Genomic DNA, 25,771 nt, shown 5'->3' with positions numbered 1-25,771 from the left:
CGACGAGATCAGGCCGGGCGCCGTATATGGGCTGGCTTCATGAGCACTTCAAGTGATCTGCTGTCCGCCTCGGGGCCGACCACCCCGTGACCGTGAACGGAGGGATCTGACGTTGAAGGCAAGGCGTTTCCTGGCGGTGCTCAGCGTGGTCGCGGCGGCGGGCGTCATGCCCGTGGTCACGGCCGGCCCCGCGCAGGCCGACCCGTTCGACTGCGTGGAGTACCTCAAGGACCAGGGCTACCGTGTGGGGCCCAGGGTGACGCAGGCATGTGGCTACAACCGGGTTGCCAACAACTGGAAGTGCGTGGGCCAGCTCTCCCTGCTGATAACCAACACACGGCACATCTCCACCGCGTGCAACAAGGCGTTGGGTGACTGACGACAACACCACACAAGAGGGCACCCGTGCCGGATCGGCCGGGTGCCCCTGTGCGACGGCGTCAGAGCTTGACGCGGACTTCCTTGCGGAGCTTGGCCGCGATGTCGGCCGCCTCGTTGGGGTCCGTCGACTTGCCCGCGGCGAGGTCGGAGTACTCCATGGGCAGCACGAAGCCGAGCGTGCTGTGGTCGCCCCAGACGCAGTAGACCAGGTTCATCTCGCTCGGTCCGCCGTTCCCGGTGGCGCTCTCGTCCAACTCCCCCTTCGCCTTCTGGCATTTCATGACGGCGCCGTCCAGTGAGTCGGGCGTGTACGCCTCCGGCTCACCGACAAAGGTGACGTCGTTCTTCTCGGCTTCTTCCTGCTGGAGGGCGAGGAAGCCGTCGACAGCCTTCTCCGGGTCCTCGATCTCGCCGTAGACGCCGCCGTACGTGATCACCTTCCCGGCCAGGGGGTTGTTCTTGTCACCGGCCTGGTAACTGGCGCTGACGTCCTTGGGGTTCTTGATGCCGAAGCCCTCGGCCTTCTTCAGCTCCTCGTCGGTCATTTCGTCGCCGGAGTCGCTGCCCTTCTTGTACTCGCCGAGTACCGTCGCCGGCGTCGTCAGCTTGTGCGGCCCGTCGTCCGCGATGTCCGCGCTGCCGCTTCCGCCGAAGACGAGGTACGCGCCGACCGCGACCGCGGCGACCACGGCCACCGCGCCCAGGATGATGCCGACCTTCTTGCCGCCACCACCGGGGGCGACCGGCGGCTGGGGCACGGTCGGGTAGCCCGGCTGACCGCCGTACGGGGCCTGCGGCTGGCCGTAGGGCGGGGTCTGGGGCGGAACACCCTGGGGGGCCTGCTGCGGGTACCCGTAGCCCGGCTGCTGCGGGGGCGCCTGCTGCGGGTAGCCGTAGCCGGGCTGGGGGGCGGCCTGCGGCTGCTGCTGGCCGTAGGGGCCCGGCTGACCGTACGGTCCGGGCTGCTGGGGCTGCCCGCCGTACGGGCCCGGCTGGTTGTGACTCATGTTCTGGGTTCCCCTCCAGATGCTTATGTGTTCCTGACATCCTGGCGCAAAGTCGATGGGTGCCACGCACCGGGGGTCACACCGTTACGGAAGAATCGAGTTTCGGGACCACGCCGTGACACCCCTAAACTGAGCGCGTGACCGAGAACGCTCAGCAGCAGCCTCCAGCGCCCGCCACCGATCTGCCGACCCAGTACGCGCCGGCCGATGTAGAGGGGACGCTGTACGAGCGCTGGGTGGAGAAGGGGTACTTCGCGGCCGACGCCAAGAGCGACAAGCCCGCGTACACCATCGTCATCCCCCCGCCGAACGTCACCGGCAGCCTGCACCTCGGGCACGCCTTCCAGCACACCCTCATGGACGCCCTCACGCGCCGCAAGCGCATGCAGGGTTACGAGGCGTTGTGGCTCCCCGGCATGGACCACGCCGGCATCGCCACGCAGAACAAGGTCGAGCAGCAGCTCGCCGAAGAGGGCAAGTCCCGCCACGACTTGGGCCGCGAGGAGTTCGTCGAGCGCGTCTGGCAGTGGAAGCACGAGTACGGCGGCAAGATCCTCGGCCAGATGCGCCGCCTCGGCGACGGAGTCGACTGGGGCCGTGAGCGGTTCACGATGGACGAAGGGCTGTCCAAGGCCGTCCAGACCATCTTCAAGCGGCTCTACGACGACGAGCTGATCTACCGCGCCGAGCGCATCATCAACTGGTGCCCGCGCTGTCTGACGGCCATCTCCGACATCGAGGTCGAGCACCAGGAGGACGCCGGCGAGCTGGTCTCCATCCGGTACGGCGAGGGCGAGGACAGCCTCGTCGTCGCCACCACGCGCGCCGAGACGATGCTCGGTGACACCGCCGTCGCCGTCCACCCGGACGACGAGCGCTACCAGCACCTCATCGGCAAGCTGATCAAGCTGCCGCTCACCGACCGCTCCATCCCGGTCGTCGCCGACACCCATGTCGACCCGGAGTTCGGCACCGGCGCCGTCAAGGTCACCCCGGCCCACGACCCGAACGACTTCGCGATCGGCCAGCGCCACGACCTGCCCTCCATGACGATCATGGACGAGCACGGCGTCATCACCGTCCACGGCCCGTTCCTCGGCCAGGACCGCTTCGAGGCCCGGGACGCCGTCGTCGGCGCCCTGCGCTCGCAGGGCCGCATCGTCGCCGAGAAGCGCCCGTACCTCCACTCCGTCGGCCACTGCTCCCGCTGCAAGACGACCGTCGAGCCGCGGCTGTCGATGCAGTGGTGGGTCAAGGTCGCGCCCCTCGCCAAGGCCGCCGGCGACGCGGTCCGCGACGGCCGGGTCAAGATCCACCCCGAGGACATGTCGAAGCGCTACTTCGACTGGGTGGACAACATGTTCGACTGGTGCATCTCCCGCCAGCTCTGGTGGGGCCACCGCATCCCGGTCTGGTACGGCCCGAACGGCGAGACGGTCTGCGTCGGCCCCGACGAGGAGCCGCCCACCGGCGAGGGCTGGACCCAGGACACCGACGTCCTCGACACCTGGTTCTCCTCCGGACTGTGGCCGTTCTCCACGCTCGGCTGGCCCGAACAGACCGAGGACCTGCGGAAGTTCTACTCCACCGACGTCCTGCTCACCGGCCACGACATCATCTTCTTCTGGGTCGCCCGGATGATGATGTTCGGCCTCTACGCCATGGACGGCGAGGTCCCCTTCAAGACCATCGCGCTGACCGGCCTGGTCCGCGACGAGCGCGGCAAGAAGATGTCGAAGTCCTTCGGCAACGTCGTCGACCCGCTCGACTGGATGGACAAGTACGGCTCCGACGCGCTCCGCTTCACCCTCGCGCGCGGCGCCAACCCGGGCACCGACGTCCCGATCGGCGAGGACTGGGTCCAGGCGTCCCGCAACTTCGCCAACAAGATCTGGAACGCCACGCGCTTCGCGCTGATGAACGGCGCGACGGTCGAGGGCCCCCTGCCGGACGCGTCGAAGCTCTCCGCGACCGACCGCTGGATCCTCGCCCGCCTCGACGAGACGATCGAGCAGGTCGACGCGTACTACGAGGACTTCCAGTTCGCTAAGCTCAGCGAGGCGCTCTACCACTTCGCGTGGGACGAGGTCTTCGACTGGTACGTGGAGCTGTCCAAGACCACGTTCCAGGCGGGCGGCGAGCCGGCCGAGGTCAGCAAGCGGGTCCTCGGCGAGGTCCTCGACGTCACCCTGAAGCTGCTCCACCCGATCGTCCCGTTCGTCACGGACACCCTGTGGACGACGCTGACCGGCGGTGAGTCCCTCGCCGTCGCCGACTGGCCGACGGCGGTGTCCGTCCCGGGCGCCGACACCCCCGGCGGGTTCCGCGACGACGCCGCCGAGCGCGAGATCGAGCTGGTCCAGCGGGTCGTCACCGAGGTCCGCCGCTTCCGCGCCGACCAGGGCCTCCAGCCCGGTCAGCGCGTCCCGGCCCGCCTCACGCTCGACGGCACGGTGCTCGCCCCGCACGAGGCGGCGATCCGCCAGCTGCTCCGCCTCCAGCCCGAGGGCGAGGGCTTCTCGGCGACGGCCACCCTGCCGGTGGCCGGCGCCGAGGTCGCGCTGGACCTCTCCGGGGTGATCGACGTCGCCGCCGAGCGCAAGCGGCTCGCGAAGGACCTCGCCGCCGCCGAGAAGGAGAAGGCCCAGGCCACGGCCAAGCTGGGCAACGAGGCGTTCCTCGCGAAGGCCCCCGACCAGGTGGTCGACAAGATCCGTGGCCGCCTCGCCAAGGCGGACGAGGACATCACCCGCATCACCGCCCAGCTGGACCGCCTCCCCAAGGCGTAGCCGCAAGAGGACGACGAAGACCCCCGGTGCCCAGGAGCACCGGGGGTCTTCGCCTGCGACAGGGCGACTCGCGACCGCCGGACCCAGGGAGCCCAGGGGACCCGCCCGGGCCGCCCCACACCACCCGAATCCGCCCTTCCCCGCATACCCCCGAGCCGTCGGGCGCCCGCCGGGCGGCCCTCCGTAGACTGGGCCCCGTGAGCGAACGCAGTGAGCAGCAGCCCGAGCCGATCGACCCCTTCGAGGAGATCATCGCCGCCGAGACGGACCGTGACCCGGACCTCGCGGTGATCGAGGCGGGCAGCCGCACCCTGCGCGCGCAGGGCGGAGCCCCGCAGCCCGACGTGCCGTCGCGGCCGGCCGACCCGGAGGTCGACAAGGCGCTGCGCGACGTCGAGGCCGACCTCGCGACCCGCTGGGGCGAGACCAAGCTGGAGCCGTCGGTGCAGCGGATCGCCGCGCTGATGGACGTCCTCGGTGAGCCGCAGCGGTCGTACCCCTCGATCCACATCACCGGCACCAACGGCAAGACCTCGACCGCCCGCATGATCGAGGCCCTGCTCGGCGCCTTCGAACTGCGCACCGGCCGCTACACCTCCCCGCACGTCCAGTCGATCACCGAGCGCATCAGCCTGGACGGCGCCCCGATCTCCGCCGAGCGGTTCGTCGAGACGTACCAGGACATCAAGCCGTACGTCGAGATGGTGGACGGCTCCCAGGAGTACCGGCTCTCCTTCTTCGAGGTGCTCACCGGCATGGCGTACGCCGCCTTCGCCGACGCGCCGGTCGACGTGGCCGTCGTCGAGGTCGGGATGGGCGGCTCCTGGGACGCCACCAACGTCATCGACGGGGACGTCGCCGTCATCACCCCCATCGACCTGGACCACACCGACCGGCTGGGCTCGACGCCCGCCGAGATCGCCGTGGAGAAGTCCGGGATCATCAAGCAGGACGCGACCGTGATCCTCGCGCAGCAGCCGGTCGACGCGGCGCAGGTGATGCTGAAGAAGGCCGTGGAGGTCGACGCGACCGTGGCCCGCGAGGGCCTGGAGTTCGGCGTCGTCTCCCGGCAGGTCGCCGTCGGCGGGCAGATGCTCACCCTGCGCGGCCTCGGCGGCGAGTACCCCGAGGTGTACCTCCCGCTGCACGGCCCCTACCAGGCGCACAACGCGGCGGTCGCCCTGGCCGCCGTCGAGGCGTTCTTCGGCGTCGGGTCGCAGCGGCCGGAACCGCTGGACGCGGAGACGGTCCGCAAGGCGTTCGCGTCGGTGTCGTCGCCGGGCCGGCTGGAGGTCGTACGGCGCTCCCCGACGGTCGTGCTGGACGCGGCCCACAACCCGGCCGGCGCGCTGGCCACGGCCGAGGCGGTCGGCGAGGCGTTCGACTTCAGCAGGCTCATCGGGGTCGTGGGCGCGAGCGGCGACAAGAACGTACGGGGTGTCCTGGAGGCCTTCGAGCCGATCTTCGCCGAGGTCGTGATCACCCAGAACTCCAGCCACCGCGCGATGGACGCCGACGAACTGGCGGCGATCGCGGTGGAGGTCTTCGGCGACGAGCGCGTCCAGGTCGAGCCGCGGCTGCCGGACGCCCTGGAGGCGGCGATCACGCTCGCCGAGGAGGAGGGCGAGTTCGCGGGTGCCGGTGTCCTCGTCACCGGTTCCGTCATCACCGTCGGCGAGGCCCGGCTGCTGCTGGGGAAGGGCTGATCTCACCATGCGTACCCTGTGTGCCTCCACCCTGATCGGCGAGTTCTTCGTGATCGGCTTCGCCGGGCTGGTCGCCATGAAGGACCCGGACCTGGCCATGTCGACGGTCTGGACGGTCAGCGGTGCCGCCATGTTCCTGTGCGTGGTGCTGTGCGGGCTGGTCACCCGGCCGGGCGGTGTCCAGCTGGGCTGGGCGCTGCAGATCGCGCTGATCCTGTCCGGCTTCTTCGTGCCGACCATGTTCTTCATGGGCGCGGTGTTCGCGGCCCTGTGGTGGGCGTCCGTCCACTTCGGCCGCAAGGTCGACGAGGCGAAGGCCAGGTTCGCGGCCCAGGGCTCCTCCACGGAGGCCGGCGCGGGGGCTTCCTGACCCGTTCGCCGGCGGGCGTCCCGCGACGGGCTCGCTGACGCTGCGTAACGCCCGGCCGGGCCCGCCCTGTAGCCTCTGAGCTCCGCACGCCTGTGAAATGAAGGAGTCACCACCGTGAGCCAGCGCACCCTCGTCCTCCTCAAGCCCGACGCCGTCCGGCGTGGCCTGACCGGCGAGATCATCAGCCGCATCGAGCGGAAGGCTGGCTGGCGGATCACCGCGCTGGAACAGCGGACACTGGACCAGGACACCCTGGAGCAGCACTACGGCGAGCACAAGGGCAAGCCGTTCTACGAGCCGCTGATGGAGTTCATGTCCTCCGGCCCGGTCGTGGCGCTGATCGTCGAGGGCGAGCGCGTCATCGAGGGCGTGCGCGCGCTGGCCGGTCCGACCGACCCGATCGCCGCGGCCCCCGGGTCCATCCGCGGCGACTTCGGTGTCATCGTCCGCGAGAACCTCATCCACGCCTCGGACTCCGAGGAGTCGGCCGAGCGCGAGGTCAAGATCTTCTTCCCCGGCCGGGCGTAGTACTCTTCGCGGCGGCGGGGGCGGTGACGTCCGCTCGCCCCCACCGTCCTCGTCCCACCGCGGTGTCCGGCCACCACCCACACGGCCCACTCCCCGCCCGACCTGACGCACCGCCGCACCGCCGGACCGTCGAAAACATGGCAGTTCAACGGCATACGCGTGGCGATCGGGGGAACGCGCACCCCCGATGGCTCGTCTCCAGAGGCGAGGCGGCGCATCGCATGTCCACAATGGCGAAGACCCTCGCGCAGTGTTCGTGCGGGCGAGACTACGATGTAAGCCTTCACGTCACAGCACCCACTTCGCCGACCCGGAAAAGCCCTGAAAAGCCATCAAAAGCCGTCAGTGCTCGACCAGGGAAGGCCAGACGAATCCTGATGGGGAACTCAATGTCGTTCATCGGCCGTGACATGGCTGTCGACCTCGGGACCGCCAACACGCTGGTGTACGTCAGGGGTCGCGGGATCGTACTGAACGAGCCGTCCGTCGTCGCGATCAACACCAACACCGGTGGCATCCTCGCGGTCGGCGCGGAGGCGAAGAAGATGATCGGACGGACGCCCGGCAACATCGTTGCCGTACGTCCGCTGAAGGACGGTGTGATCGCCGACTTCGAGATCACCGAGCGGATGCTCCGCTACTTCATCCTGAAGATCCACAAGCGGCGCTATCTCGCCCGGCCCCGGGTCGTCGTCTGCGTGCCGTCCGGCATCACCGGTGTCGAGCGGCGCGCTGTCATCGAGGCGTCCTCCCAGGCCGGCGCGCGTCAGGTGCACATCATCGAGGAGCCCATGGCCGCGGCCATCGGCTCCGGCCTGCCGGTCCACGAGGCCACGGGCAACATGGTGGTGGACATCGGCGGCGGCACCACGGAGGTCGCGGTCATCTCCCTCGGCGGCATCGTCACCGCCCAGTCCATCCGCGTCGCGGGCGACGAGTTGGACAATGCGATCATCCAGCACATCAAGAAGGAGTACAGCCTCCTCCTCGGTGAGCGGACAGCCGAACAGATCAAGATCACGATCGGTTCGGCGTACGACCTCGACGCTGACGAGCACACCGAAATCCGCGGCCGGGACCTGGTGTCCGGGCTGCCCAAGACCGTCGTCATCTCCGCAGCGGAAGTGCGGAAGGCGATCGAGGAACCCGTCAACGCCATCGTGGATGCCGTCAAGACGACCCTCGACAAGTGCCCGCCGGAACTCTCCGGCGACATCATGGACCGCGGCATCGTCCTCACCGGCGGTGGCGCCCTGCTCCGCGGACTGGACGAGCGGCTGCGCCGGGAGACCGGTATGCCGATCCACATCGCCGAGGACCCGCTGGACAGCGTGGCGCTCGGTTCCGGCAAGTGCGTCGAGGAGTTCGAGGCGTTGCAGCAGGTGCTCGACGCCCAGCCCCGCAGATGACGTAACACTTCGATTCCGCCGTACGAGACGATCTCCTCTCGTGCGGCGGATCGTTGATATTGAGGCATAAGCTCCACAAAGCGCCCCTCCGGCTCCCGTCCCGGGATTTCCAAGGGGCTACCCGAATTCCCCGATTCCTGTCGAATTCCTATGAGGAAGGCACGGCCGCCGCACGTGAGGGACACACGAGAGAGCCGGCTGCTCCTGGTGCTGCTGATCGCCGTAGCGTTCGCGCTGATCACGGTGGACATCCGCGGCGGGGAGGACTCACCGGTCGACGGTGCCCGACGTGCCGCGGCCACCGTCTTCGGCCCGATCGAGGACGGGGTGTCGACCGCCGTCGACCCGATCGGCAACGCCATAAGCGCGGTCCGCGACTCCGGATCCCGCCACGACCGCCTCGCCGCCCTGGAGAAGGAGAACGCCGAGCTGAAGGCGTCGCTCGGCAGCGACGACCGCAACCGCAGCAGGACACGCCAGCTCGACAAGATCCTGAAGAGCGCCGCAGCCGGCCAGTACGGCATCAAGGGCGCCGAGGTCATCGCCATAGGAGCGGCCCAGGGCTTCTCCTGGACCGTCACCATCGACATCGGCTCCAACGACGGCATCACCCGCGACATGACGGTCCTCAACGGCGACGGACTCGTCGGCCGCGTCACCACCGTCGGCCCGAACACCGCGACGGTCCTCCTCGCCAACGACCCCGACTTCACCGTCGGCACCCGGATGGAGGCCACCGACGAACTCGGCTTCGCCTCCGGCCAGGGCGACCGCCCGCTGCGCGTCGAACTCCTCAACGGCAAGGCCAAGGTGAAGGCGGGCGACCGCCTCGTCACCTTCGGCTCCCAGGCCGACAAGCCGTTCGTGCCCGGCGTCCCCGTCGGCGTCGTCTCCCGCGTCGACCCCTCCGGCGGCGACCTCACCCGCACCATCTACGTCAAGCCGTACGTGGCGTTCACCCAGCTCGACATCGTCGGCGTCGTCGTCCAGCCGCCCCGCAAGGACCCGCGCGACACGGTGCTCCCGGACAAGCCGAAGCCCACCCCGCGACCCACCGTGACGGTCACCGTCACCCCGGGCGCGAACCAACCCGGCGACGGTGCCGACGGGCAGCAAGAGCAGTAGACGTAGGACAGTAGGAGCTGACCCCTTCATGCGCTTCAACCGGATGCTGCTCTCCACCACCCTGGTGATCGTCGCCCTGGTGATCCAGGTGAGCGTCCTCGCCCGACTCCATCTGCCGGGCGCCGTACCCGACCTGGTGCTCCTCACCGTCCTCGGTCTGGCCCTGGTGTACGGCCACGTCAGCGGCGCCCTCATCGGGTTCGGTGCCGGACTGCTGTCCGACCTAGCCCCGCCCGCCGACCACGCCGCCGGACGGTACGCCCTCGTCCTCTGCGTCGTCGGCTACCTCGCGGGCCTCGCCAAGCCCGAGACGGGCCGCCTGAAGTCCGCCACCGGGCCGATGGTCGTGGTCGTCGTCGCCGCGCTCGGCGCCACACTGCTGTACGCCGGGGTCGGCGCCCTCGTCGGCGACGACGCCGCCCGCCACGTCGGCCTGCCCAGCCTGCTGTTCACAGCCGCGCTCTACGACCTGCTGCTCGCGCCGTTCGTCGTCCCCGGCATCATGGCGCTCGCCCGGCGCGCCGACAACGACCCGCTCGCCGAGACCAACAACGCGGCCAAGGCCGCCGACGTCTCCGCCGGCTGGCTCTCCTCCGGCACCGGCCTGCGCATCGGCAGCCAGCGCACCGGCCTGCGCATGAAGGCGGCACGCTCACGGGTGGCCCGCGCGGGCCGCATCAAGGGGGTCAAGCGGCTGTGAGGGGACGTCAGACCGCCCACGGGACGGCCGCGAAGGCCATCGGCAACCGTGCCACGCACCCGTGCGGAACCGATCACCGGGCAGCGGTGCACTCCATGTACGTCGACGAGGCCCGGTACCGGCATCACCGGTCCACGCACTGAGAGGGGGAGACAGTGACCAACATCCCGGAGACCGGGCGGACACCACGGGTCCAGATCCGGCTCGTCATCATCCAGATCCTCGTCTTCTCCCTCCTCGGCACCCTGGGCGGCCGCCTCTGGTACCTCCAGATCCGCGAGGGCGACGCCTACGCCAAGGAGGCGTCCGGCAACCACGTCCAGCAGGTCGTCCAGCCCGCCGTGCGCGGCTCGATCCTGGACGCGCGCGGCGTGCCCATCGCGGACAACGAGACCCGGCTCGTCGTCTCCGCCTCCCGCACCGAGCTGCTGAAGATGGACGACGACGGCAAGGGCGTTCTCACCAAGCTCGCCGGCGTCCTTGGTATGAAGCCCCGGGACGTCATGGACAAGGTCCGGCTGTGCGACTCCGAGACCCCCCAGCCCTGCTGGAACGGCTCGCCCTACCAGCCGATCCCCATCACCGACGAGGCCACCGCCAAGCAGGCACTCCAGATCCGCGAGCGCTCCGAGGACTTCCCCGGCATCACCGCCGAACCCCAGGCCGTCCGCAGGTACGCCAGCCCCGGCGGCGCCAACACCGCCCAGGTCCTCGGCTACCTCTCGCCGGTCACCGACGAGGAGATCACCAAGGCCCAGGACACCGACTCGCCGTACCTGCGCTCCGACCAGGTCGGCCGGTCCGGCCTGGAGCGGCAGTACGACAAGGAACTGCGCGGCAAGGCCGGCGTCACCCGCTACGAGGTCGACAACCTCGGCCGCGTCATCGGCGAGGCCGAGGCCGACCCCGCCAGGCCCGGCGCCAACCTGGTCACCAGCATCGACGCCCGCGTGCAGCGCATCGCCGAGTACGAACTCAACGAGGCGATGAAGGAAGCCCGCAAGCAGATGGACCGGAACACCGGCACCAACTACAAGGCCGACTCCGGAGCCGTCGTCGTCATGGAGGCCAAGACCGGACGTATCGTCGCCATGGCCTCCAACCCGGACTACGACCCCAACGCCTGGGTCGGCGGCATCTCCGCCAAGGACTACGCCAAACTCACCGGCAAGAAGTCCAACTACCCGCTGCTGAACCGCGCGATCCAGGGCCAGTCCGCCCCCGGCTCCGTCTTCAAGGTGGTCCCGACCGCCGCCGCGGTGAACGCGGGCTACTCCTTCGACGGCCCCTACGAGTGCTCCAGCTCGTACTCCATCGGCGGCCAGGTCTTCAAGAACTTCGAGTCCAAGGGATACGGCGCGATCAGCCTCGGCCGCGCGCTGGAGGTCTCCTGCGACACCGTCTTCTACCGCCTCTCCCACGAGGAGTGGAAGCGCGACGGCGGCACCAAGCCGAAGAAGAACGCCAAGGACTGGTTCTACAAGACCGCCCACCAGTTCGGCCTCGGCGCCGAGACCGGCATCGACCTGCCCAACGAGGTCACCGGCCGCATCCCGGACCGCAAGTGGAAGCAGGACTACTGGAAGGCCAACAAGGACGCCTGGTGCAAGTACGGCAAGAAGGGCGGCTCATACGCCGAGCAGATCGCGTACGAGAACTGCCTCGAAGGCAACCGCATGCGCGCCGGTGACTCCGTCAACTACTCCATCGGCCAGGGCGACACCCTCGTCACCCCCATCCAGATGGCCACGATCTACGCCGCCCTCTCCAACGGCGGCACCCTGTACGACCCCACCGTCGGCAAGGCCGTCATCAGCGCCGACGGCAAGCACGTGCGGGAGATCGCGCCCAAGTCGCACGGCAAGCTCCCCATGACCAAGAAGACCCGCGACGAGATAGACCAAGCCCTTGAGGGAGTCGCCACCCGCGGTACGGCAGCCTGGCGTTTCCAGGGCTGGCCGCAGGACGAGATCCCGATGCACGCCAAGACCGGTACCGCCGAGGTCTACGGCAAGCAGACGACCTCGTGGTTCACGACGTACACCAAGGACTACGCGATCGTCATGACGATCTCCCAGGGTGGTACGGGCTCCGGCGCCTCGGCGCCCGCCGTGCGCAAGCTCTACAACGCGCTCTACGGCGTCTCCGAGGACGGCAAGATCGACAAGCGGAAGGCGCTGCTGCCGACCCCGCAGAAGAAGCTGCCGAAGATCGAGTCCGACGGCTCGATCGACGCCCCGAAGCTGGAGACCTACCCGCCGAAGAAGACCCCGGAGGAGCAGGCCGCCGAGGACGCACAGACGGTGGCAGCAGGGCCGGGCACCCTCCCGGTCTCCCACGCCCCGGGGACGGACGGCGCCCTCACCGTGGCGGCGACCGGGCCCGCCGGCCCGGCGGCGTTCGCGACCGCCGTCGCCACCGAACCGGGCACCGGGCCGGTCGCCCCCGACGAACCCGCGGCGATCGTCAGCACCCGGGGCGGCGGCAACCGGGCGGCACGACGGCGCACCGGCCCCGGCACCCCTGGCGGAGCGCTCACGCGAAGGACGTCCCGATGACCGGCAACAGCTTCTCCGTCTCCGGGTACGGACCCGAACGCTCCGGCTGGACCCGGCTGTTCGCCCGTGACTCGCTCGCCCGGCGGCTCGACTGGCCGATACTGTTCTCGGCCATCGCGCTCTCCCTGATCGGCGCGGCCCTCGTCTACTCGGCGACCCGCAACCGCACCGAACTGAACCAGGGCGACCCGTACTACTTCCTGCTCCGGCACCTGCTGAACACCGGCATCGGCTTCGCCCTGATGATCGGCACGGTCTGGCTCGGCCACCGCACCCTGCGCACGGCCGTACCGATCCTCTACGGCATCTCGGTCCTGCTGATCCTGCTGGTGCTGACCCCGCTCGGCGCGACCATCAACGGCGCCCACGCGTGGATCGTCATCGGCGGCGGCTTCTCGCTCCAGCCCTCCGAGTTCGTGAAGATCACGATCATCCTGGGGATGGCGATGCTGCTGGCGGCCCGCGTCGACGCGGGCGACAAACCACACCCGGACCACCGCACCGTCCTCCAGGCCCTCGGCCTCGCCGCCGTCCCGATACTGATCGTGCTGCTCATGCCCGACCTCGGCTCGGTCATGGTCATGGTGGTCATCGTGCTGGGCGTCCTGCTGACCTCCGGCGCCCCCAACCGCTGGATCTTCGGCCTCATCGGCACCGGCGCGCTCGGCGCGATCGCCGTCTGGCAGCTCGGGGTGCTCGACGAGTACCAGATCAACCGCTTCGCGGCGTTCGCCAACCCCGAGCTGGACCCGGCGGGCGTCGGCTACAACACCAACCAGGCCCGGATCGCCATCGGCTCCGGCGGGCTGCTCGGCACCGGGCTGTTCAAGGGGTCGCAGACCACCGGCCAGTTCGTGCCGGAGCAGCAGACCGACTTCGTCTTCACGGTGGCGGGGGAGGAACTGGGCTTCGTCGGAGCCGGGCTGATCATCCTGCTGCTGGGCGTCGTCCTGTGGCGTGCCTGCCGCATCGCCCGCGAGACCACCGAGCTGTACGGCACGATCGTCGCCGGCGGCATCATCGCCTGGTTCGCCTTCCAGGCCTTCGAGAACATCGGGATGACCCTCGGCATCATGCCGGTCGCCGGTCTGCCCCTGCCGTTCGTGTCGTACGGCGGTTCGTCTATGTTCGCGGTGTGGGTGGCGGTGGGGCTGCTGCAGTCGATCCGCGTGCAGCGGCCGATGTCGGCGTAGCCGCGCACCCGCGAAGGCCCGTGCGGGCGACGGCCCACGTGCTCCTCCAGGGTGCGCGTGGGCTGCCCTTTTGCCGCAGGTCCGACTAGATTCGGTGCATGGCGGACACGAAGCGGGAGATCGAGCGGAAGTACGAGTCCGACGAGAGCGGCCTGCCCGATCTCACCGGTGTGGCCGGGGTCGCGACGGTCCTCGCCAAGGGCGTCGCCGAGCTGGACGCCGTCTACTACGACACCCCCGACGAACGTCTCGCCGCCGCCTCCATCACCCTGCGCCGCCGTACCGGGGGAAGCGACGCCGGCTGGCACCTGAAGTTCCCCGTCTCCTCGGGGGTACGGGACGAGATCCGCGCTCCGCTGTCCGAGACCCTGCCCCGCGATCTTGCGGGGCTCGTGCGTTCCCGGGTCCGGGAGGCGGAGCTGGTGCCGCTGGTCCGGCTGAGGTCCACCCGGGACGTCAGCGACCTGCTCGACGCGGACGGCGGTCTCCTCGCCGAGGTCAGCGTGGACGCCGTGCGTGCCGAACGGCTCACCGACGGCGGCCGCAGCGCGCAGTGGTCCGAGATCGAGGTGGAACTCGCGGACGACGGCGACCCCGCGTTCCTCGACAAGGTCGAGAAGAAACTCCGCAAGGCGGGCGTACGGCCGTCCGCGTCACCGTCGAAGCTGGCGAGGGCCCTGCGGGAGACGGCGACCGCCGAGCCGGGCACGGCCGGGACGGACACCGCCAAGTCGGGGAAGCGCAAGAAGAAGGGCGCCGGGGGCAAGAAGGGCGGGGCCGGCCCGGCGAAGCCCGGTGGTGCCGCCGAGCACGTCCTCGCGTACCTCCGCGTCCAGCGGGACGCCATCGTCGAACTCGACCCGGCCGTCCGCCGCGACCTGTACGACTCCGTGCACAGCATGCGTGTGGCCACCCGCAGGCTGCGCAGCACCCTCAAGTCGTACGGGAAGGTCCTGGACCGGACCGTCACCGACCCCATCGGCGACGAACTGAAGTGGCTGGCGGGGGAGCTGGGCGTCGGCCGGGACCACGAGGTGCTGGCCGAACGGGTGACCGAGGCGCTCGCCGCGCTGCCCGAGAACCTGGTCGTCGGCCCGGTCCGTACCCGGGTGCGCACGTGGGTGGGAGAGGGGAGCAGCGGCTCCCGGCGCACCCTGATCGCCGCACTGGACGGCGAGCGGTACCTCACGCTCCTGCGCACCCTCGACGCCATGATCGCCGAGCCGCCGCTGCTGAAGGGGGCCGGCGGCGACCCGGAGAAGGTGATCGGCAAGGCGGTCGCACGGGCCTTCGGCAAGGTGTCCGACCTGGTCGAGGAGGCCCTGGCCCAGCCGCCCGGCGCCGAGCGGGACCACGCCATGCACGAGGCCCGCAAGAAGGGCAAGCGCGCCCGGTACGCGGCCGAGGCGGCGACCCCGCTCCTCGGCTCCCCCGCCAAGCATCTCGTGCGGGACATGAAGTCCCTGCAGTCCCTGCTCGGCGACCACCAGGACAGCGTGATGGCCCGCGAGACCCTGCGGGAACTGGCCCTCCAGGCCGACCGGGCGGGCGAGAGCTCCTTCACGTACGGGCTGCTGTACGGCAGGGAGGAGCGCAGGGCGGAGCTGGCGGAGGCGGCGCTGCCGGAGGCGTGGCGCACGATCACGGCCGACAGCGCCTTCTGAGGGGCCGGGCGCGGGGAACGCCGGCGTACGAGGGGTGGCTCCGGGGGCGTTAGGCTAGATGGTCACCCCTGTCAGCTCACGAAGGTAAACCCCGCGATGTCTGTCGAGTCGGTCTTCCCACAGCTAGAGGCCCTGCTCCCGCATGTGCAGAAGCCGATCCAGTACGTGGGCGGCGAGCTCAATTCCACCGTCAAGGAGTGGGACGCCTGCGACGTGCGCTGGGCGCTCATGTACCCGGACGCGTACGAGGTCGGTCTCCCCAACCAGGGCGTCATGATCCTTTACGAGGTCCTCAACGAGCGCGAGGGCGTCCTGGCCGAGCGCACCTACAGCGTGTGGCCCGACCTCGAACAGCTGATGCGTGACCACGGGGTGCCGCAGTTCACGGTGGACAGCCACCGCCCGGTGAAGGCGTTCGACGTGTTCGGCCTGTCCTTCTCCACGGAGCTGGGCTACACGAACATGCTGACCGCCCTGGACCTCGCCGGGATCCCCCTGGAGTCCAAGGACCGCACGCTCGACGACCCGATCGTCCTGGCCGGCGGCCACGCGGCCTTCAACCCGGAGCCGATCGCGGACTTCATCGACGCGGCGATCATCGGCGACGGCGAGCAGGCCGTCCTCGACGTGACCGAGATCATCCGCGCCTGGAAGGCCGAGGGCCGCCCCGGCGGTCGCGAGGAGGTCCTGCTCCGCCTCGCGAAGACGGGCTCGGTGTACATCCCGGCGTTCTACGACGTCGAGTACCTCGCCGACGGCCGTATCGCCCGCGTCGTCCCGAACCGGTCGGGCGTGCCGTGGCGTGTGTCCAAGCACACCGTCATGGACCTGGACGAGTGGCCGTACCCGAAGCAGCCGCTGGTGCCGCTGGCGGAGACGGTCCACGAGCGCATGTCCGTGGAGATCTTCCGCGGCTGCACCCGCGGCTGCCGCTTCTGCCAGGCCGGCATGATCACCCGCCCGGTGCGCGAGCGGTCCATCACGGGCATCGGCGAGATGGTCGAGAAGGGCCTCAAGGCCACCGGCTTCGAGGAGGTCGGCCTGCTCTCCCTCTCCTCCGCGGACCACAGCGAGATCGGTGACATCGCGAAGGGCCTGGCGGACCGGTACGAGGAGGACAAGATCGGTCTGTCCCTCCCGTCGACCCGCGTGGACGCCTTCAACGTCGACCTCGCGAACGAACTGACGCGCAACGGCCGCAGGTCCGGCCTGACGTTCGCCCCCGAGGGCGGCTCCGAGCGCATGCGGAAGGTCATCAACAAGATGGTCTCCGAGGAGGACCTGATCAGGACCGTCGCCACGGCCTACGGCAACGGCTGGCGCCAGGTCAAGCTGTACTTCATGTGCGGCCTGCCGACGGAGACCGACGAGGACGTCCTGCAGATCGCCGACATGGCGATGAACGTCATCGCGAAGGGCCGCGAGGTCTCCCGGTCGAACGACATCCGCTGCACGGTCTCCATCGGCGGCTTCGTGCCCAAGCCCCACACCCCCTTCCAGTGGGCGCCCCAGCTCTCCGCCGAGGAGACGGACGCGCGCCTGGAGAAGCTCCGCGACAAGATCCGCGGCGACAAGAAGTACGGCCGCTCCATCGGCTTCCGCTACCACGACGGCAAGCCGGGCATCGTGGAGGGCTTGCTCTCCCGCGGCGACCGCCGGGTCGGCGCCGTCATCCGCGCCGTCTACGAGGACGGCGGGCGCTTCGACGGCTGGCGCGAGCACTTCTCCTACGACCGCTGGATGAGCTGCGCCGACAAGGCCCTCGCCGACTTCGGCGTGGACGTCGACTGGTACACCACCCGCGAGCGCACCTACGAGGAGGTCCTGCCCTGGGACCACCTCGACTCCGGCCTCGACAAGGACTGGCTGTGGGAGGACTGGCAGGACGCCCTCGACGAGACCGAGGTCGAGGACTGCCGCTGGACACCGTGCTTCGACTGCGGGGTGTGTCCGCAGTTCGACACATGGCCACAAACGGGTCCGACGGGCAAGAAGCTGCTGCCGCTGACGGTCAAGAAGGACGCTGCGACCAGCGGACACGGGCACTGAGGTGAGTGAGGCGCTGCGGCGGATCGCGGATGCGCTGGCGGACGTGACGGAGGAGGAGGCTGCCGCTGTGCTTCGCGGGCTTGGTGCTCGCGGCGTGCGGCAGCGGACCTCACGGGATGTGCCTCGGACTCCGCTGCCGCCTCCTGGAGGCTCTTCGCGGGTGCTGTCCGAGGTGGAGTGGGTCTGACCCGGTGCCGGTGACCGAGCGCTTCGGAGGTGCCCGTGACGGGCGGCGCTGACCTCGACGGTGAAGGTGCGGCTGCGGACCGTCGGCCTGCGCGGGATACACCTGCGGACCGCCGGTCGATGTGCGGCGCCATGAGTGTGGATGTGCGGGGCGCTCACATCGGCTTGGTGGCGACCACCATTGTGGTGGTTGTCGTCGCCACCCTGGGAAGCCTCGGATGGGCATGGACAATCGCAGGCTGTTTTGGTGCCTGGTACTCCATGGCGTTGTTGGTTGCGCGTCTGCGCGATTGGCGTGGATGGAACGCCGTGCGACGCGCGTACGTGGCGACGTTCGGCTGGGGAGACTACATCACGCCTTGAGCGCGGCGTCGGCGCCGCTGGCCTGGTGTACTCGCCGTTGCCGCCTCTTGGAGACTGCCTGCAGCCCTACTCCGGGGTGGAGTGGGTCTGATGGCATTCAGGGTCTGAGTCTGTTGGCTGACCAGTTGCCCGCCGGATGGCCAGGGCGGAGTGTCGGTGCCTGGTGGTAACTGTTGGCGCATGGATGACGCGACCTCGGGTGTGATGGCCCTGCTGAGTGAAGCCTTTCCGGCGGAGTGTCGCTGTCGTCCTCTGGGCTGGGAAGCGCTCGGGGCTTGGGAGAGCAGGCACGGCGTGGTGTTGCCTGAGCCGTATCGCACCTTTGTGGCCGAGATCGCGAACGGGACGAACGAAGGCCCCCCTGAGGTGGGTGGATTGTTGCCCCTGGGAGAGAAGCCGATCAGCTGGGTTTCCTGGGAGGCGGACTGCTGGATGAGCCCGGAGCCGTTCGACGGTACCGCCGAACGAGTGCCCGGCCGGCCCTTCCCCCTGGAGGAGGAGTGGCAGTGGGAATACGACTACTACGATCACGCGCTCCACTCGTCCCTGCTGCACCGGACGTACCAGGACGGTTCAGTGCTGCTGGGGGCCGACGGAGTTGGTGAGTACTGGACGTTGGTGGTGGCCGGGCCGCAGCGTGGGCGCGTGTGGTGGCTCCGTGACGGCTGCGCCACGCCTTACACCGGTTCTCTCTCTGGGCAGCCGGAACACGGCTTCGCGAACTGGGTGAAGGACTGGCACGCTGCAAGCGGTTGGTGGCGCCCCGAGTAGAACGACCATCTGTTGTCCTGCTCTTGAAGGCTTCAGCCTTCCTCTGGGGCTGCGCTCGGAGTTGTGTCTCGGGGTGTGCCCGCAGATGGACACCCACATCCAGATCGGTCCCACCGGCAAGAAGCTGCTGCCGCTGACCGTGAAGAAGTCCGTTCCGGCCGGGTGAGCCACCCGGCCGGCGTCGTGCGCGAGACCCCCGACCGGACAGGTCGGGGGTCTCGCGCGTGATGCGGGGCCGAGGCGGTCGTCGGCGTGGAGAGGCTGAGTGGTGGCTTCGGGGTGGGAGGCCCCGCCCCGGCCGGTGGCGAAATCGAGGGGACGGGGCCGCATCCGGACGGGGCGTTGAGGCGTCTACGTCGGCATGGACCTGGAGAAGCGGCCCGCGCCGCGGCCCGCCGAGCCGGCGCACCGGACGCCACCGCGGGCGCCCGAGGGGTGCCTCACCGCGGCTATTCGGATTCCCGTACGGATCGTGGTGCTCGTGCTGGTCCTTCCGGTGCGGATGGTGTGGGACGCGCTCGTCGTCGCGGGCCGGTTCCTCGTCGACACCGTGCTGCGGCCGGTGGGGCGGGCCCTGCTGTGGGTCGCCGATGCCGTGCTGGTGTGGCCGTGGGTGGCGCTGTGGCGCCACGTCGTCGTGCCGGTCGGCACGGGGCTCGCCCGGCTCGGGTACTGGCTCCTCGTCCTGCCGCTGGTCCGGCTCCACCGGTACGTCCTGTCACCGGCTGGCCGTGCCCTCGCGCGGGCGGCGGCCGGGGTCCTGACCGGGCTCGTGTGGCTGTACGGGTGGACGCTGGTGCCGCTGGGGCGGGGCCTCGCGTGGCTGGCCCGGGGGCTCTGGCGCGGGATCGCCGCCGTGGGGCTCGGGGTGTTCGCGGTCCTGGCCTGGCTGGTGCGGTACCTCGTCGTCGTACCGGCCGGGTGGCTGTACCGGTGGGTGCTGACGCCCGTGGGACACGCCCTCGTGTGGACTGCCGGGGGAGTCATGTGGCTCCTACGGATGATCTTCAGCGGGCTCGGTCTCGGCCTCTACTGGACGCTGCGCGTCCTGTTCGTGCTGCCCGCACTCGCGCTGTGGCGGTGGGTGCTCGCCCCCGTCGGGCGCGCACTCGCCGTCGTCGGACGCGAGGTCCTGGACGCGGTCGGCCATGCCTGGCGGATCGCCGGACGGGTCTCGCTCGCCGTCGGACGGGCCCTCGCCACCGTCTTCCGGCTGCTCGTGGTCGAGCCGACGCGCTGGGTGTACCGGACCGTCCTCACCCCCGTCGGCCATGCCGTACGGGACGTGGTCTGGAAGCCCGCAACCGCCGCCGCCCGCGCCGTCGGCCGCATCGCCCGCCACGCCCTTGACACCGCTCGCTTGTCCCTCCGGCAGGCCCGCGCCGGCGTGCGCCAGGCACTCCTCGGACGGCCGGCGGAACCGGTGCCGGACGCCCGGCGGGAACCGCGGGCCGCCGAGACACGTACTCTTGGTAGCAGTACGACCGCTCTCACGAAGGAATGAACGACACTGGGCAAGCGACAGCCCGAAGGCCCGCCGCCCGCACCCGCGGTGCAGCGCATCCGACTGCGCTACACCAAGCGCGGCCGCCTCCGGTTCACCAGCCACCGTGACTTCCAGCGCGCCTTCGAGCGTGCGCTGCGCCGCGCCGAGGTGCCCATGGCGTACTCGGCGGGGTTCACGCCGCATCCGAAGGTGTCGTACGCCAATGCCGCACCCACCGGCACGGGCAGCGAGGCGGAGTACCTCGAGATCGCGCTCACCGACGCGCGCGACCCGGAGAAGCTCCGGATCCTCCTCGACGAGTCGCTGCCCACCGGGCTCGACATCGTCGACGCGGTCGAGGCCCGCACCTCCGGCCTCGCCGACCGGCTCACGGCCTCCGTCTGGGAGCTGCGGCTGGACGGCGTGGACCCGGACGAGGCCGCCCGCGCGGTCGCGGCCTTCAACGCCGCCGAGACCGTCGAGGTCCAGCGCATGACCAAGAACGGCGTCCGTACGTTCGACGCCCGTGCCGCCGTGGTCGAACTCGACCGTGTCGACGGCACCACGACGCCGAGTGCCGAGGCTGATAGGCCGACCGACCAGCCCTGTGCGATACTGCGGCTGGTTGTTCGGCACGTGACGCCTGCCGTACGACCCGACGACGTCCTGTCCGGTCTCCGCGCCGTGGCCGACCTGGCGCCGCCGGTCCCCGCAGCGGTGACCAGGCTGGCGCAGGGGCTGTTCGATGAAGAGACCGGCACGGTGACCGACCCGCTCGCGCCCGACCGCGAGGCAGCGGCGGCCCTCACAACGGCCGCCCCCACTGCCGCCGCGAAGGCGTCGGAGCCGGTCGGCCCCGCGTAGGACGGACGTCGTAGCGCCGCCCTCGTATCCGGGAGCCACCTGGGTCGGGCAGCGCACCGACCACAAGACTTTCGCCAGGCCGTACGCAACACGGCGTACGGAACCGGCGAGACAGGACACAGAGAGCTCCCGAGCGGCGCCCGCGCCCCGGACGGCGGCAGTCGCGTACGACGCGAGCCGCGGACGTCACCGGCCACGCCGGACCCGGGTGCGGCGCCCGGGAGCCTGACGGGAGAAACGCCCGCATGCCCGAACAGATCGAGAACGGGGAGCCCACGCAGGGCTCCGACCGCAACACGCCCAGCGACACCCTGCCGCCGCGCCGTCGCCGCCGTGCCGCGTCCCGCCCGGCGGGACCCCCCTCCGCGGCGAACGACGCGTCCGCCGAGACCGTCGAGCCGACCGTGTCGGCCGCGGAGCCCGAGGACCTCGCGACCATCGAGACCGCTGAGTCCGGTGAGTCCGCTGTGACGGAGGAGGACGCCGTCGCCGCCGAGAGCGATGTGGCTGCCGTGACCGACGAGGCCGAGGAGGCTTCCGAGGCCGAGGCCACCGCTGAGGGTGAGGCAGACAAGGCCGCCGAGCCGGTTGCCGACGCCGCGCCCGCCGGGCGTACGCGCCGGCGTGCCACGCGCCGTGCCTCCGCGCCCGCCGGTGCGCCCAAGGGTGCCGAGGCCGCCGAGATCGCCGAGACCGTCGTGCCGGCCGCCGCCGAGGAGAGCACCGCCTCCGTCGAGGCGTCCGCCCCCGTCGAGGTGCCCGCCGCCGCCGAGGAGGCCGCGCCCGCCGCCCGGCCGCGTCGCCGGGCCACGCGCCGCGCGTCGGCACCCGTCGGTGCGCCGCAGGCCGCCGAGACCGTGGTCGCCGACAGCGCCGCCTCGGCCGCCCCCGAGACCGCCCCCGACACCCAGGCGGCCGAGCCCGCCGCCGAGGTCGCCGAGGCCGCGCCCGCCGGGCGTACGCGCCGGCGTGCCACGCGTCGCGCCTCCGCGCCCGCCGGTGAGCCGCAGGCCGCCGAGGTCGTGACGGCTCCCGCAGGGAACCCGCGAGCCGTGGAGACCGCGGCCCCCGTGGACACCGCGCCCGTCGCGGTCGCGGACGAGGCCGTCCCCGAGCCCGTCCAGGACGCCGCGGCGGCCGAGGAGGCCGCGCCGCGCCGCACGCGCCGCCGTGCCACGCGCCGGGTGACCGCCCCCACGGGTGCCCCGGAGAGCGAGACCTCCACCGGCACCCCCTCGGCCGAGACCCCCGCCGCCGAGACGCCGGCCGCCACCGTCCAGGCCGTCGCCGAGCCCGCGCCCGCCCAGGCCCCCTCCGCCCCGGCCGCCACGGCGTCCGCCGAGAGCGAGGACGGCGGGACGCGGCGCGCCCGGCGCCGGGTCGCGCGCAAGGCGGCCGTCGGGTTCTCCGAGCCGAAGGCGTCCGGGGCCGAGGAAGCGCCCGCGCGGCCCGCCCGGCCCGCCGTGGCCGTGTTCCAGGCGCCGGTGTTCACCGAGCCGATGTTCCAGACGCCCGAGCGGGCCGCCGCCCAGGCCGCGGCCGAGGCGGAGGCGGAGGTCGCCGAGAGCGAAGAGCCCACCGGGTCCGGCGCGCCCGCCGAGGAGGAGACCACCGGCGGGTCGCGGCGTCGGCGCCGCCGCCGCGGCGAGCCCGCCGAGGCGGAGCCCGTGACGGCCGAGGAGACCCCCGAGTCGGCCGGGGCCGACGAGGCCGAGGAGACGGACGAGTCCGAGGAGCCCGAGGGGGCGTCCGAGGACGGTGCCGACGACGAGTTCGGCGAGGAGGAGAGCACCGGGTCGCGTCGTCGCCGCCGCCGTGGCGGCCGTCGTCGCCGCCGGGGCGAGTCGGCCGAGGGCGAGGGCGACGAGCTCGCCGCCGAGCAGGCCGGACAGGACGGCGAGGACACCGCCGAGCAGGTCGACGAGGACGCCGAGGACGAGGGCGACTCCGACGAGCGCGACGAGGCCTCCGGCTCCAGCAGCAGCCGTCGTCGCCGTCGCCGCCGCCGTCGCGCCGGGGACTCCTCCGGCGAGGCCGACGCCGCGTCGGACGACCCCGAGCGCACCGTCGTCAAGGTCCGCGAGCCGCGCGAGCGGCGCGCCAAGGAGACCGAGCCGTCGGACGAGGTGCAGTCCATCAAGGGCTCGACCCGTCTGGAGGCGAAGAAGCAGCGCCGCCGGGAAGGCCGTGAGCAGGGTCGCCGTCGCGTGCCGATCATCACGGAGGCCGAGTTCCTCGCCCGCCGCGAGGCCGTCGAGCGGGTGATGGTCGTCCGCCAGAGCGGCGAGCGCACCCAGATCGGCGTCCTGGAAGACAATGTGCTCGTCGAGCACTACGTCAACAAGGAGCAGGCGACCTCGTACGTCGGCAACGTCTACCTCGGCAAGGTGCAGAACGTGCTGCCGTCGATGGAGGCCGCCTTCATCGACATCGGCAAGGGCCGCAACGCCGTCCTGTACGCCGGTGAGGTCAACTTCGAGGCGCTGGGCCTCGCCAACGGTCCGCGGCGCATCGAGAGCGCGCTGAAGTCCGGGCAGTCCGTGCTGGTCCAGGTCACCAAGGACCCGATCGGACACAAGGGCGCCCGCCTGACCAGCCAGGTCTCGCTGCCCGGCCGCTACCTGGTGTACGTCCCCGAGGGGTCGATGACCGGCATCAGCCGCAAGCTGCCCGACACCGAGCGGGCCCGGCTGAAGACCATCCTCAAGAAGATCGTCCCCGAGGACGCGGGCGTCATCGTGCGCACCGCCGCCGAGGGCGCGAGCGAGGACGAGCTGCGCCGTGACGTCGAACGGCTCCAGGCGCAGTGGGAGGACATCCAGAAGAAGGCCAAGAGCGGCAACGCCCCGACGCTGCTGTACGGCGAGCCGGACATGACCGTCCGGGTCGTGCGCGACATCTTCAACGAGGACTTCTCCAAGGTCATCGTCAGCGGCGATGACGCCTGGGAGACCATCCACGGATATGTCTCCCACGTCGCGCCCGACCTCGCGGACCGGCTGCAGAAGTGGACCTCCGAGGTCGACGTCTTCGCCACGTACCGCATCGACGAGCAGCTGATGAAGGCGCTGGACCGCAAGGTGTGGCTGCCCAGCGGTGGGTCGCTGGTGATCGACAAGACCGAGGCCATGGTCGTGATCGACGTCAACACCGGCAAGTTCACCGGCCAGGGCGGCAACCTGGAGGAGACGGTCACCAGGAACAACCTGGAGGCGGCCGAGGAGATCGTGCGTCAGCTGCGGCTGCGCGACCTCGGCGGCATCGTCGTCATCGACTTCATCGACATGGTGCTGGAGTCCAACCGGGATCTGGTGCTGCGGCGCCTGCTGGAGTGCCTGGGCCGGGACCGCACGAAGCACCAGGTCGCCGAGGTCACCTCGCTGGGCCTGGTGCAGATGACCCGCAAGCGGGTCGGACAGGGTCTGCTGGAGTCCTTCTCCGAGACCTGCGTCCACTGCAACGGGCGTGGCGTGATCGTCCACATGGACCAGCCGACGGCCGCCGGTGGCGGTGGCAAGCGCCGCAAGCGCGGGCGTGGCGGCGCGGAGCACGACCACGAGCACGTGGCCGCGCCCGAGGCCGTCGAGCCGGAGGCCGCCGAAGCGGTGGAGCCGGCCGAGGCCGAGGCCGCGGAGGTGGCCGCCGAGGTCGCCGAGCCCGTGGCGCTGCCCTCGCCCGAGTTCGAGCCGGACGAGGAGCTGTACAGCAGTGTCGCCGAGGCGGAGGCCGCGGTCACGCGTGGTCGTTCGCGGCGCCGGGTGACCCGTCGGGCCTCCGCGCCCTCGGGCGCGCCGAAGCGCCGCGAGACCGTGGCGGTGGCCCCGTCCGTGGACGGGGCGGAGCCGGCTCCCACGTCGCGTGAGGCCGCCGAGGCCGAGCCGGTCGCGGTGGAGGACCCGGTCGTCGGGACGCCGGACGCGGTGACCGCCGAGGAGGCCGCGCCCAAGGCCCGTACGCGCCGCCGGGCGACCCGGAAGGTGTCCGCCCCGGCGGGTGCCCCCGCCGGGGCCGACGTGGACGACGCCGTGGTGACGGTCGCCGAGTCCGTCGCGGAGCCGGTCGTCGAGGACGTGGCCGAGCCGGTCGTGGAAGCGGCGGCGGAGCAGCCCGAGGCGGCCGCGGCCGAGAGCGCGGCTCCGTCCCGCCCGAGGCGGCGTGCCGTGCGCAAGGCGACGGCGCCCACCGCGCCGGAGGAGGCCGCGGTCGTGGTCGTGCCGTCCGTCGCGACCGAGGAGACGGTGCAGGAGACCGCGCAGGCTCCGGCCGAGGACGCCGGCGGGGTCGCGGAGGAGTCCGAGGCGCCCGCCAAGAAGGCGGCGGCGCGGAAGACGGCCAAGAAGGCGACGGCGAAGAAGGCCGCCACGAAGAAGACGGCGGCCAAGAAGACGGTCGCGAAGAAGGCCACGGCCAAGAAGGCGGCGACGAAGAAGTCGGCCTCGAAGAAGACCACGGTCGCCGCCGAGCAGGCGTCGAACACGGTCACCGCTTCGACCGACGAGAGCTGAGCCCCACGGGGCGGGCCACGGCCCGCCCCACCGAGGCCCCCGTCCGGCGGAACAACTGCCGGGCGGGGGCCTTCGCGTTGCCCGGCAGCGGCGAGAAAGCTCACACAACACGGGGAT

18 protein-coding genes are annotated in these 25,771 nt (G+C 71.1%); 17 read left to right on the top strand and 1 reads right to left on the bottom strand.

The genetic code is table 11. The features are described 5' to 3' along the window. Positions 1-112: 112 nt before the first annotated feature. Entirely contained in the window at positions 113-379 is a 267-nt protein-coding gene (locus tag GSY65_RS12380; RefSeq protein ID WP_159767382.1) for a hypothetical protein, read from the top strand. Positions 380-440: 61 nt separating this feature from the next. Here the strand turns inward: GSY65_RS12380 and GSY65_RS12375 are convergent, their stop codons facing one another. Next, positions 441-1,388 (bottom strand): hypothetical protein, encoded by a 948-nt coding sequence (locus GSY65_RS12375; RefSeq protein ID WP_159767381.1) that lies wholly within the window; start codon positions 1,386-1,388, stop codon positions 441-443. Positions 1,389-1,525: 137 nt separating this feature from the next. On the opposite strand from GSY65_RS12375, the gene GSY65_RS12370 reads away from it, so the two are divergent. The 16 genes from GSY65_RS12370 to GSY65_RS12295 all read left to right on the top strand — a co-directional run bounded on the left by GSY65_RS12370 (position 1,526) and on the right by GSY65_RS12295 (position 25,654). Further along, the gene (locus tag GSY65_RS12370; protein WP_159767380.1) at positions 1,526-4,177 is read left to right on the top strand and encodes a valine--tRNA ligase; all 2,652 of its coding nucleotides are present in this window, start codon (positions 1,526-1,528) and stop codon (positions 4,175-4,177) included. Positions 4,178-4,374: 197 nt separating this feature from the next. Next, positions 4,375-5,883 carry a bifunctional tetrahydrofolate synthase/dihydrofolate synthase gene (gene folC, locus GSY65_RS12365; protein ID WP_159767379.1) on the top strand — a complete coding sequence of 503 codons (1,509 nt, stop codon included), beginning with the start codon at positions 4,375-4,377 and terminating at the stop codon, positions 5,881-5,883. A 7-nt stretch (positions 5,884-5,890) separates the two neighbouring features. After that, positions 5,891-6,253, top strand: coding sequence for a DUF4233 domain-containing protein (locus GSY65_RS12360; protein ID WP_159767378.1), 363 nt, complete (start codon positions 5,891-5,893; stop codon positions 6,251-6,253). 114 nt (positions 6,254-6,367) lie between these two features. Continuing rightward, positions 6,368-6,781 (top strand): nucleoside-diphosphate kinase, encoded by a 414-nt coding sequence (gene ndk / locus GSY65_RS12355; protein ID WP_159767377.1) that lies wholly within the window; start codon positions 6,368-6,370, stop codon positions 6,779-6,781. 389 nt (positions 6,782-7,170) lie between these two features. After that, on the top strand, positions 7,171-8,190 hold the full coding sequence (locus tag GSY65_RS12350; RefSeq protein ID WP_004931372.1) for a rod shape-determining protein: 1,020 nt from the start codon (positions 7,171-7,173) through the stop codon (positions 8,188-8,190). A gap of 174 nt (positions 8,191-8,364) precedes the next feature. After that, on the top strand, positions 8,365-9,315 hold the full coding sequence (mreC, locus tag GSY65_RS12345) for a rod shape-determining protein MreC (RefSeq protein WP_159767376.1): 951 nt from the start codon (positions 8,365-8,367) through the stop codon (positions 9,313-9,315). Positions 9,316-9,343: 28 nt separating this feature from the next. Continuing rightward, on the top strand, positions 9,344-10,015 hold the full coding sequence (gene mreD / locus GSY65_RS12340; RefSeq protein WP_159767375.1) for a rod shape-determining protein MreD: 672 nt from the start codon (positions 9,344-9,346) through the stop codon (positions 10,013-10,015). A 155-nt stretch (positions 10,016-10,170) separates the two neighbouring features. Then, positions 10,171-12,573 carry a penicillin-binding protein 2 gene (mrdA, locus tag GSY65_RS12335; protein WP_159767374.1) on the top strand — a complete coding sequence of 801 codons (2,403 nt, stop codon included), beginning with the start codon at positions 10,171-10,173 and terminating at the stop codon, positions 12,571-12,573. Beyond that, positions 12,570-13,766 carry a rod shape-determining protein RodA gene (gene rodA, locus GSY65_RS12330; protein WP_159767373.1) on the top strand — a complete coding sequence of 399 codons (1,197 nt, stop codon included), beginning with the start codon at positions 12,570-12,572 and terminating at the stop codon, positions 13,764-13,766. Before mrdA ends, rodA begins: the two co-directional genes overlap by 4 nt. A gap of 98 nt (positions 13,767-13,864) precedes the next feature. Continuing rightward, positions 13,865-15,430: a CYTH and CHAD domain-containing protein gene (locus tag GSY65_RS12325; RefSeq protein WP_159767372.1), complete on the top strand. Its 1,566-nt coding sequence runs from the start codon at positions 13,865-13,867 to the stop codon at positions 15,428-15,430. A gap of 96 nt (positions 15,431-15,526) precedes the next feature. After that, positions 15,527-17,479, top strand: coding sequence for a TIGR03960 family B12-binding radical SAM protein (locus GSY65_RS12320; protein WP_159767371.1), 1,953 nt, complete (start codon positions 15,527-15,529; stop codon positions 17,477-17,479). 318 nt (positions 17,480-17,797) lie between these two features. Further along, positions 17,798-18,028: a hypothetical protein gene (locus GSY65_RS12315; protein ID WP_236579757.1), complete on the top strand. Its 231-nt coding sequence runs from the start codon at positions 17,798-17,800 to the stop codon at positions 18,026-18,028. A gap of 180 nt (positions 18,029-18,208) precedes the next feature. Then, positions 18,209-18,799, top strand: a complete 591-nt coding sequence (locus tag GSY65_RS12310) for an SMI1/KNR4 family protein (RefSeq protein WP_159767370.1) — start codon at positions 18,209-18,211, stop codon at positions 18,797-18,799. A gap of 361 nt (positions 18,800-19,160) precedes the next feature. Then, positions 19,161-20,303: a hypothetical protein gene (locus GSY65_RS12305; protein ID WP_159767369.1), complete on the top strand. Its 1,143-nt coding sequence runs from the start codon at positions 19,161-19,163 to the stop codon at positions 20,301-20,303. A 48-nt stretch (positions 20,304-20,351) separates the two neighbouring features. Next, positions 20,352-21,149, top strand: a complete 798-nt coding sequence (locus GSY65_RS12300; RefSeq protein WP_159767368.1) for a TIGR03936 family radical SAM-associated protein — start codon at positions 20,352-20,354, stop codon at positions 21,147-21,149. A 245-nt stretch (positions 21,150-21,394) separates the two neighbouring features. Next, positions 21,395-25,654, top strand: coding sequence for an Rne/Rng family ribonuclease (locus tag GSY65_RS12295; protein ID WP_159767367.1), 4,260 nt, complete (start codon positions 21,395-21,397; stop codon positions 25,652-25,654). The last annotated feature ends 117 nt before the right edge of the window (positions 25,655-25,771 follow it).

Source organism: Streptomyces sp. HM190, from assembly GCF_009857135.1.
Lineage (GTDB): Bacteria > Actinomycetota > Actinomycetes > Streptomycetales > Streptomycetaceae > Streptomyces > Streptomyces heilongjiangensis.
Note: the sequence above shows the minus strand (reverse complement) of the source record. Positions and strands in the feature narration are given on the sequence as shown.

Excerpts from the sequence above, each read along its gene's own strand:
- GSY65_RS12375 (WP_159767381.1), bottom strand. The coding sequence starts at position 1,388 with ATGAGTCACAACCAGCCGGGCCCGTACGGCGGGCAGCCCCAGCAGCCC.
- GSY65_RS12360 (WP_159767378.1), top strand. The coding sequence starts at position 5,891 with ATGCGTACCCTGTGTGCCTCCACCCTGATCGGCGAGTTCTTCGTGATC.
- GSY65_RS12350 (WP_004931372.1), top strand. The coding sequence starts at position 7,171 with ATGTCGTTCATCGGCCGTGACATGGCTGTCGACCTCGGGACCGCCAAC.
- mreD (WP_159767375.1), top strand. The coding sequence starts at position 9,344 with ATGCGCTTCAACCGGATGCTGCTCTCCACCACCCTGGTGATCGTCGCC.
- rodA (WP_159767373.1), top strand. The coding sequence starts at position 12,570 with ATGACCGGCAACAGCTTCTCCGTCTCCGGGTACGGACCCGAACGCTCC.
- GSY65_RS12325 (WP_159767372.1), top strand. The coding sequence starts at position 13,865 with ATGGCGGACACGAAGCGGGAGATCGAGCGGAAGTACGAGTCCGACGAG.
- GSY65_RS12320 (WP_159767371.1), top strand. The coding sequence starts at position 15,527 with ATGTCTGTCGAGTCGGTCTTCCCACAGCTAGAGGCCCTGCTCCCGCAT.
- GSY65_RS12315 (WP_236579757.1), top strand. The coding sequence starts at position 17,798 with ATGAGTGTGGATGTGCGGGGCGCTCACATCGGCTTGGTGGCGACCACC.
- GSY65_RS12310 (WP_159767370.1), top strand. The coding sequence starts at position 18,209 with ATGGATGACGCGACCTCGGGTGTGATGGCCCTGCTGAGTGAAGCCTTT.
- GSY65_RS12305 (WP_159767369.1), top strand. The coding sequence starts at position 19,161 with ATGGACCTGGAGAAGCGGCCCGCGCCGCGGCCCGCCGAGCCGGCGCAC.
- GSY65_RS12295 (WP_159767367.1), top strand. The coding sequence starts at position 21,395 with ATGCCCGAACAGATCGAGAACGGGGAGCCCACGCAGGGCTCCGACCGC.